Annotated in this window: 7 protein-coding genes; 6 read left to right on the top strand and 1 reads right to left on the bottom strand. The window is 62.9% G+C overall.

Annotated features, from left to right (window positions below; all coding sequences use genetic code 11):
* Positions 1–28: 28 nt before the first annotated feature.
* The gene (locus Q0S16_RS06135) at positions 29–1,465 is read right to left on the bottom strand and encodes a DEAD/DEAH box helicase (RefSeq protein WP_295846105.1); all 1,437 of its coding nucleotides are present in this window, start codon (positions 1,463–1,465) and stop codon (positions 29–31) included.
* Positions 1,466–1,970: 505 nt separating this feature from the next.
* Here Q0S16_RS06135 and urtA point away from each other — a divergent pair.
* The 6 genes from urtA to Q0S16_RS06165 form a co-directional block, all read left to right on the top strand.
* On the top strand, positions 1,971–3,293 hold the full coding sequence (urtA, locus tag Q0S16_RS06140; RefSeq protein WP_295846107.1) for an urea ABC transporter substrate-binding protein: 1,323 nt from the start codon (positions 1,971–1,973) through the stop codon (positions 3,291–3,293).
* A 220-nt stretch (positions 3,294–3,513) separates the two neighbouring features.
* Entirely contained in the window at positions 3,514–5,124 is a 1,611-nt protein-coding gene (urtB, locus tag Q0S16_RS06145) for an urea ABC transporter permease subunit UrtB (protein ID WP_295846113.1), read from the top strand.
* Positions 5,125–5,272: 148 nt separating this feature from the next.
* A complete protein-coding gene (gene urtC / locus Q0S16_RS06150; RefSeq protein WP_295846108.1) occupies positions 5,273–6,442 on the top strand; it encodes an urea ABC transporter permease subunit UrtC in 1,170 nt (389 codons plus the stop codon).
* Between the two features lie 110 nt (positions 6,443–6,552).
* Complete coding sequence (urtD, locus tag Q0S16_RS06155) at positions 6,553–7,296, top strand: urea ABC transporter ATP-binding protein UrtD (protein ID WP_295846114.1); 744 nt, start codon at positions 6,553–6,555, stop codon at positions 7,294–7,296.
* Positions 7,297–7,447: 151 nt separating this feature from the next.
* Positions 7,448–8,143 (top strand): urea ABC transporter ATP-binding subunit UrtE, encoded by a 696-nt coding sequence (gene urtE / locus Q0S16_RS06160; RefSeq protein WP_295846109.1) that lies wholly within the window; start codon positions 7,448–7,450, stop codon positions 8,141–8,143.
* A 20-nt stretch (positions 8,144–8,163) separates the two neighbouring features.
* The coding region (locus Q0S16_RS06165; protein WP_295846111.1) for an urease accessory protein UreD at positions 8,164–8,497 on the top strand (334 nt) is incomplete at its 3' end.

Here is an 8,497-nt window from a genome sequence, read left to right on the forward strand (position 1 = left end):
GCCATTGTTAGCTCCAGATCGATCGAATTTAGCGCGGACGCTGGGTACGGTTCGGTGTGGTGTTCGGGCGGCTTTCGCGATGCAGGAAGGCAACGCCCTGCACCCCTTCTTTAGTAGTAGATGCGGCCTGAGTGGCCGGACGCGTGGCCGGCTCGTGCCGGGTATTCTCGTGTCGCGACTCGTCGCGATTCGATTGCGGTGCACTCCCGTTGCCGCTGGTGGGGCGACGGCGGTTGCGTGCGCTGTTGCTCGGCGCACCGTCACGCGACGGGGCCGGGCGGGCGTTGCGGTTGCCGCCACGATTCTGGGAGGGCGGCGGGCCGACATCGTTACGGCCGGGGGTGCGTCGGTCTTCCTTGGGAAGCGTAATGCGGATCAGCTTCTCGATATCGCGCAGATACGCCATTTCCTCGCCGGAGCAAAGCGAGATCGCGATGCCCTCATTGCCGGCGCGCGCGGTTCGGCCGATGCGGTGGACATAGGTCTCGGGGATATTCGGCAGGTCGAAATTGACTACATGGGTGATGCCGTCGACGTCGATGCCGCGGGCGGCGATATCGGTGGCCACCAGCGTCTTGATCTCACCGGTGCGGAAGTTCGCCAGCGTGCGCTCGCGGTGGTTCTGCGATTTGTTGCCATGGATCGCGTCGGCGCGGATGCCGGCACGTTCTAGCCCCTTCACGACCTTGTCGGCGCCGTGCTTGGTGCGGGTGAAGATCAACGCCCGGTTGACGGTCTCCGACTTCAGGATCTGGGCGAGAATCGCCGGCTTGGCGGAGTGATCGACATGGATCACGCGCTGAGCGATCCGCTCCACGGTGGAGGCGACAGGGGTAACGGCGACGCGGGCCGGATCTTTCAGCATGGATTCGGCGAGCTCGGCGATATCCTTCGGCATGGTGGCCGAGAAGAACAGCGTCTGGCGCTTGATCGGCAGCTTGGCGACGATTTTGCGGATGTCGTTGATGAAGCCCATGTCGAGCATGCGATCGGCTTCGTCGAGCACCAGGAACTCGACAGCGCCGAGTTTCAGGCCGTTGCTCTGCACCAGGTCGATCAGCCGGCCGGGGGTGGCGACGAGAACGTCGACGCCCGGCATCAACGAGCGCACCTGGCGGCCCATCGGAACGCCGCCGATCGCCAGCGTCGAGGTCAGCTGCATGTGGCGGCCATAGGCGTTGAAGCTCTCGAGAATCTGGCCGGACAGCTCGCGGGTCGGGCTCAGTACCAGCACGCGGCAATGCTTGGGCCGCGGCTTGATGCGGTTCTCGAGCAGGCGGTGAAGGATTGGCAGCGCGAAGGAAGCGGTCTTGCCGGTGCCGGTCTGGGCGATGCCGATCACGTCACGGCCGGTGATGGCGATCGGGATGGTCTGCGCCTGGATCGGCGTCGGTGTGGTGTAGTTTTCTTCCTTGAGCGCGCGGGTAATCGGATCGGCGAGGCCGAATTCCTGAAAGGAGGTCAAAAGATGTATCTTTCCATGATGACAGCAGGCGCCCGGCCATTATGCCAGGAGCGCGCGAGGGGTGTCTGAGACACCCGCGTGTCTGGGGCGTCGGTTTTGGTTAGCTGAAGGGGCAAGCCAGAAACCGTTGGGCGGGATCAGAACACGCGGCTCGCATAGACCTGATGGTTCTCAAGGTCGTTTCGGTCATATGGGACACGAACGCGGCATTTTCAAGGTAAATCGTCGGAATGATCGCGCCGCGACCAAATACCGCTGCGCGAAATTTAGTCAAAAGTCGATTTTTGCATATTTATTGGGCTGAGTGCCAGGCGCATGGTCAAAGCTTGTGCCTACTGAATAAACAATCGATTTCGGCCGGGGGCGGCGAAACCCGTAAATCATCAACGATCCCAGGGGCATGACGTGCGGTGTGGTGGTGGCACACTTCTTGCGATTACGTGTTCGCGCCGGCCGTGGGGCCGATCCGCGATATTTTACGTCTGCGTCAGGGAGATGAACGCACATGATTAGCAATTTGACTCACGCGATAGCCCAACCGATGACCCGGCGTCGCTGGATGGCCGCCACCGCGGGCCTCGTGATGGGGCTTTCGGCATTCTCTTCGGCGCAAGCCGCGGATGACACCATCAAGGTCGGCGTCCTGCACTCATTGTCGGGCACTATGGCGATCTCCGAGACGACGCTGAAAGATACCGTGCTGTTCATGATCGATGAGCAGAACAAAAAAGGCGGCATTCTCGGCAAGAAGCTGGAAGCCGTGGTCGTCGATCCCGCCTCGAACTGGCCGCTGTTCGCCGAAAAGGCGCGCGAGCTGATCACCAAGGACAAGGTTTCCGTCGTGTTCGGCTGCTGGACCTCGGTGTCCCGCAAGTCGGTGTTGCCGGTGTTCAAGGAGTTGAACTCGGTGCTGTTCTACCCGGTGCAGTACGAGGGCGAAGAGTCCGAGCGCAACGTGTTCTACACCGGCGCCGCCCCCAACCAGCAGGCGATCCCGGCGGTCGACTATCTGATGAAGGACGAGAAGGTGAAGCGCTGGGTGCTGGCCGGCACCGATTACGTCTATCCGCGCACCACCAACAAGATCCTGGAAGCCTATTTGAAGTCGAAGGGCGTCAAGCAGGAAGACATCATGATCAACTACACGCCGTTCGGTCATTCCGACTGGCAGACGATCGTCGCCGACATCAAGAAGTTCGGCTCGGCCGGCAAGAAGACCGCGGTGGTTTCCACCATCAATGGCGACGCCAACGTGCCATTCTACAAGGAACTCGGCAATCAGGGCATCAAGGCGACCGACATTCCGGTGGTGGCGTTCTCGGTGGGTGAGGAAGAACTCGCCGGCATCGACACCAAGCCGCTGCTCGGCCATCTCGCCGCCTGGAACTATTTCGAGTCGATCAAGACCCCCGCCAACACCAAATTCATCAAGGACTGGCAGGCCTATACCAAGAACCCGAAGCGCACCACCAATGACCCGATGGAAGCCACTTATATCGGCTTCAACATGTGGGTGAAGGCGGTCGAGAAGGCGAAGTCCGTCGAAGCCGACAAGGTAATCGACGCGCTGCCCGGCATCGAAGCCGCCAATCTGACCGGCGGTACCTCCAAGATGCTGCCGAACCACCACATCACCAAGCCGGTGTTCATCGGCGAGATCAAGCCGAACGGTCAGTTCGACGTGGTCTGGAAGACCCCCGGCCTCGTCGCCGGCGATGCCTGGTCGAAGGAGCTGCCGGATTCCAAGGATCTGGTCGGCGACTGGGTCGGCAAGAAGTGCGGCAACTACAACACCAAGACCAACAAGTGCGGCGGTCAGGGTTCCTGATCTCGTCGTGATGGTCTGAGCAACATGGGACCATCTCTCCCCGTCATTGCGAGGAGCTCTTGCGACGAAGCAATCCAGCCTTTCTTCGTGGTTCCTGGATTGCTTCGCTTCGCTCGCAATGACGGCTGATAGGTCCGTCGTTGATCATTTCTCCCGAGCAACTGGAGAAGGCGGCAGTCTCGTCGCCTTCTCTTTCCTTCCGCAGGGGTCATCAGTGCTGATCAGTTTTTTCGTTCGTTTTCGCGCCCTTGCCTTTGCCGTCCTGCTGATTGCCGCCTCGGCCATCCCGGCGCTGGCCGGTCCCTTCGAGGACGCCGTCGCCAAATTCGCCAATGACGATTTCTCCGATACCGACGCCGCCGTCGGCGAGATTGCGACGTCCGGCAATGCGCAGGCCTTCGCCATCATTAGCGCGCTTCAGGAAGGCCGGCTGCTGGCCGACCCCGACAGCAAAAAAATTTTTGTCACCAGCGCCGACGGCAACAGCCTCGACGCTGCTACCGGGGCGCCGGCCGCGACCGTGCCGGACAGCGCCGTCGCCGTGCGGCTGAACAACCGCCTGCGCCGGACCATCGAAGCCGCATTGGGCGGGCTGACGCTGATGTCACCGGATCCCGCCAGGCGGATCCAGGCCGCGCAGTCAGTCTTCAAGACCCATGACGCCGCGATGCTGCCGGTGGTCGACGCCGCGCTGGAGAAGGAAACCAGCAAGGCCGCCAGGCAGGCCTTTGTCGAGGCCCGCGCCGCCATCCTGCTGTTCAAGGAAGACGCCACCGACGCCGAGAAGATCGAATCCATCGCCGTCATCAAGGCGCGCGGCGACCAGGAGGCGCTGGCGCTGCTGACTGGCCTGTCCGGCGCCGAACAATCGATCGGGGTCGCGCGCAGCGCCGCCAGCGCCAGCACCGCGATCAAGAGCCGGCAGACGCTGTGGTCGATCGCCCAGAATGCCTGGTACGGCCTGTCGCTGGGATCGGTGCTGCTGCTCGCGGCGATCGGCCTCGCCATCACCTTCGGCGTGATGGGCGTCATCAACATGGCGCATGGCGAGATGGTCATGATCGGCGCCTATGTCACCTTCGCCGTGCAGGAGATCATCCGCACCTCCTATCCGGCGCTGTTCGACTACTCGCTGCTGATGGCGGTGCCGCTGGCGTTCCTGATCGCCGGCATCATCGGCATCGTGATCGAGCGCACCATCATCCGCTTCCTCTATGGCCGCCCGCTGGAAACCCTGCTGGCGACCTGGGGTCTCTCTTTGGTGCTGCAGCAGGCGGTGCGCACCATGTTCGGCCCCACCAACCGCGAGGTCGGCAATCCCTCCTGGATGTCCGGCGCCTTCGAACTCGGCCAGATCACCATCACCTATAACCGGCTGTGGATCCTGTGCTTCACGCTCGCGGTGTTCGCGATCTTGCTGGCGATGCTGCGTTATTCCAGCATCGGGCTGGAGATGCGCGCGGTGACGCAGAACCGCAAGATGGCAGCCTCGATGGGCATCGCCACCTCGCGCGTTGACGCGCTGACCTTCGGCCTCGGCTCCGGCATTGCCGGCATCGCCGGCGTGGCGCTGTCGCAGATCGACAATGTGTCGCCCAATCTCGGCCAGAGCTACATCATCGATAGCTTCATGGTGGTGGTGTTCGGCGGCGTCGGCAATCTGTGGGGCACGCTGGTCGGCGCCTTCTCGCTCGGCATCGCCAACAAGTTCCTCGAGCCGGTGGCCGGCGCGGTGCTCGGCAAGATCGCCATCCTGGTGCTGATCATCCTGTTCATCCAGAAACGCCCGCGCGGTCTGTTCGCGCTCAAGGGCCGGGCGATCGAGGCATGATAATGGATATTTCGATTTTGGCTCCGACCTATCAGCCTGTCATTGCGAGGAGCCCTTGCGACGAGGCAATCCAGTCTTCGCTTGTGGTTTCTGGATTGCCGCGTCGCTTCGCTCCTCACAATGACGACCGAGCCATCGGAGCTCTGTCATGACCCCGCATATCCTCACCCGTTCGCTGGACCGCGGTGCCACCGTCTTCTTGCTGGTCGTCGCCACCGTCGGCGTGCTGATCCCGCTGTCGAATTTGCTGCTGCCGGCCGACTCCCTGTTCCAGGTGCCGACCTATCTGATGGCGCTGTTCGGCAAATATGTCTGTTACGCCATCCTGGCGCTGTCGATCGACCTGATCTGGGGCTATTGCGGGATTCTCTCGCTCGGCCACGGCGCGTTCTTCGCGCTCGGCGGCTACGCGATGGGCATGTATCTGATGCGCCAGATCGGCCCGCGCGGCGTCTACGGCAATCCAGTACTGCCGGACTTCATGGTGTTCCTGAATTACAAGGAGCTTCCCTGGTACTGGTACGGCTTCGACATGTTCTGGTTCGCCGCCGCGATGGTGCTGATCGCGCCGGGACTGCTCGCCTTCGGCTTCGGCTGGCTCACCTTCCGCTCCCGGGTCAGCGGCGTCTATCTGTCGATTATCACGCAAGCGATGACCTACGCCCTGCTGCTGGGCTTTTTCCGCAATGATTTTGGCTTTGGCGGCAATAACGGCCTGACCGACTTCAAGGACATTCTCGGCTTCAGCGTGCAGGCCGAAGGCACCCGCGCGGCTTTGTTCGCGCTGAGTTGCCTGGCGCTGGGGCTCGGCTTCCTGATGTGCCGCGCCGTCGTCACCTCCAAACTCGGCAAGGTACTGATCGCGATCCGCGACTCCGAGTCCCGCACCCGGTTTCTGGGGTACCGCGTTGAATCCTACAAGCTGTTCGTATTCACGCTGTCGGCCTGCATGGCCGGCGTCGCCGGCGCGCTCTACGTGCCGCAGGTCGGCATCATCAACCCCGGCGAATTCGCGCCCGCCAATTCGATCGAGGCGGTGATCTGGGTCGCGGTCGGCGGTCGCGGCACGCTGATCGGCGCGGCCCTCGGCGCCGTGGTCGTCAACTACGCCAAGACGGTGTTCACCTCGGGGGCTCTTGCGCCGTACTGGCTGTTCATGCTGGGCGCGCTGTTCATCCTGGTGACGCTGCTGCTGCCGAAAGGTATCGTGGGCACCTTCAACGCCTGGTGGGAGCCGTGGAAGGCCCGGCGCGACACCGCCAATGCCGACAGCGCCGCCGCCGAAGATGGCGTCAGCAAACCCCATCTGGCGGAGTAGGGCGCATGACCAGTATCGAACCTCCGGTGATGGAAAAGACCGTCGCCCACGCGCCGGGCTTTATCGACCCGCAGCTTGCGGCACGCCAGGCCGAGGCCCGCCAGAAGCGCATGACCTCGGCGCTGCTGTATCTTGACGGTGTCCACGTCTCGTTCGACGGCTTTCACGCCATCAACAACCTGTCGCTGGTCCTGGGGCAGGGCGAGATGCGCGCCATCATCGGCCCCAACGGCGCCGGCAAGACCACGATGATGGACATCATCACCGGCAAGACCAAGCCGGACGAGGGCGACGTCTATTTCGACGGCACCCACGACCTCACTTTGCTGGACGAGACCAGGATCGCCGAGCTCGGTATCGGCCGCAAATTCCAGAAGCCGACGGTGTTCGAAAGCCAGACCATCGAGGACAATCTGCTGCTGGCGCTGAATGTCGATCACCGCGTCCGCGGCACGCTGTTCTGGCGCAGGAGCCGGGAGGAGACGCAACGGATCGAAAAGGTGCTGGAAACCATCCGCCTGACCGATTCCCGCGACCGCCTCGCTGGCAACTTGTCGCACGGCCAGAAGCAGTGGCTTGAGATCGGCATGCTGCTGGCGCAGGACCCGAAGCTGCTGCTGGTCGACGAGCCGGTCGCCGGCATGACTGACGTCGAGACCCACCAGACCGCCGAATTGCTGAAAGAGATCAACCGCGACAACAAGACCGTGGTGGTGGTCGAGCATGACATGACCTTCGTGCGCGAACTCGGCGTCAAGGTGACGTGCCTGCATGAAGGCAGCGTGCTGGCGGAAGGCACCATCGACCAGGTGTCGCAGAACGACCGCGTCGTCGAAGTGTATTTGGGAAGATGAACTCCGTGTCGTCCCTGCGAAGGCGGGGACCCATAACCTCCGGTCCTCTTGGTGAAGACACCGGCGCCGGGGGCCAACAGAACGACAGCGTGTATGGGTCCCCGCCTTCGCGGGGACGACGCGGAGAGCGCGGCAAAGGACTTCGATCACCATGCTGAAAGTCGACAATATCAGTCTGCATTATGGCGCGGCGCAGGCGCTGCGCGGCGTCACCGTCAGCGCGGAGCCCGGCAAGGTGACCTGCGTGCTCGGTCGCAACGGCGTCGGCAAGACCAGCCTGTTGCGCGCGATGGTCGGCCAGCAGGCCATCTCCGGCGGCACGATCACCTTCGATGGCGTCGATATTTCCACCCTGAAACCATATGAGCGGGCGCGCCGCGGCATTTCCTTCGTGCCGCAGGGCCGCGAGATCTTTCCGCTGCTCACCGTGGAAGAGAACCTCAAGACCGGCTACGCGCCGCTGAAGCGCGCCGACCGCAATATCCCAGCCGACGTGTTCGCGCTGTTTCCGGTGCTCAAATCGATGCTCGGCCGCCGCGGCGGCGATCTCTCCGGCGGCCAGCAGCAACAGCTGGCGATCGGCCGTGCACTGGTGATGCGGCCAAAACTGCTGTTGCTGGACGAACCCACCGAAGGCATCCAGCCTTCCATCATCAAGGACATCGGCCGCGCCATCTCCTATCTGCGCAGCCTGGGCACCATCTCGATCGTACTGGTCGAACAATATCTCGACTTTGCCTGCGAGCTCGGCGACAACTTCGCCGTGATGGACCGCGGCGTTGTCAAATTCGCCTGCGATCGCTCCACGCTTGATCCTGCCGAGATCAGCCGCCAGATGGCGCTGTAATCGCCGCCACCAGGAAATGCATGCCGACCAGTCCGACCAGCGTCGCTTCGGCGATCTTTGCCGCCAACCGCGCCCGGGGATCGGTGACCTTCGACGTACAGATGGTGGACGGCAAGACTCGGCGCCGCCAGTTGCATGAATCCGGCTCGCTCCGCGTCCGGTTTCCGTCCCCGGAGGATCACGGCCTTTCCGCGATGTTCGTCAACACCGCCGGCGGCGCGGCCGGCGGCGACCTCTTCGACATCGACGTTACGGCCGGCGAAGGCACCTGCCTGACCGTGACCACCGCCGCGGCCGAAAAGGTCTATCGCTCCCATGGTCCTTCGGCCGCGATCAACATCGCGTTGAAGGTCG

It is taken from the genome of Tardiphaga sp., assembly GCF_025356345.1.
In the GTDB taxonomy this organism is placed as follows: Bacteria; Pseudomonadota; Alphaproteobacteria; order Rhizobiales; family Xanthobacteraceae; genus Tardiphaga.

Bases quoted from the DNA above. Each gene is read 5' to 3' on its own strand.
- urtA (WP_295846107.1), top strand. From the start codon at position 1,971: ATGATTAGCAATTTGACTCACGCGATAGCCCAACCGATGACCCGGCGT.
- urtD (WP_295846114.1), top strand. From the start codon at position 6,553: ATGACCTCGGCGCTGCTGTATCTTGACGGTGTCCACGTCTCGTTCGAC.
- urtC (WP_295846108.1), top strand. From the start codon at position 5,273: ATGACCCCGCATATCCTCACCCGTTCGCTGGACCGCGGTGCCACCGTC.
- urtE (WP_295846109.1), top strand. From the start codon at position 7,448: ATGCTGAAAGTCGACAATATCAGTCTGCATTATGGCGCGGCGCAGGCG.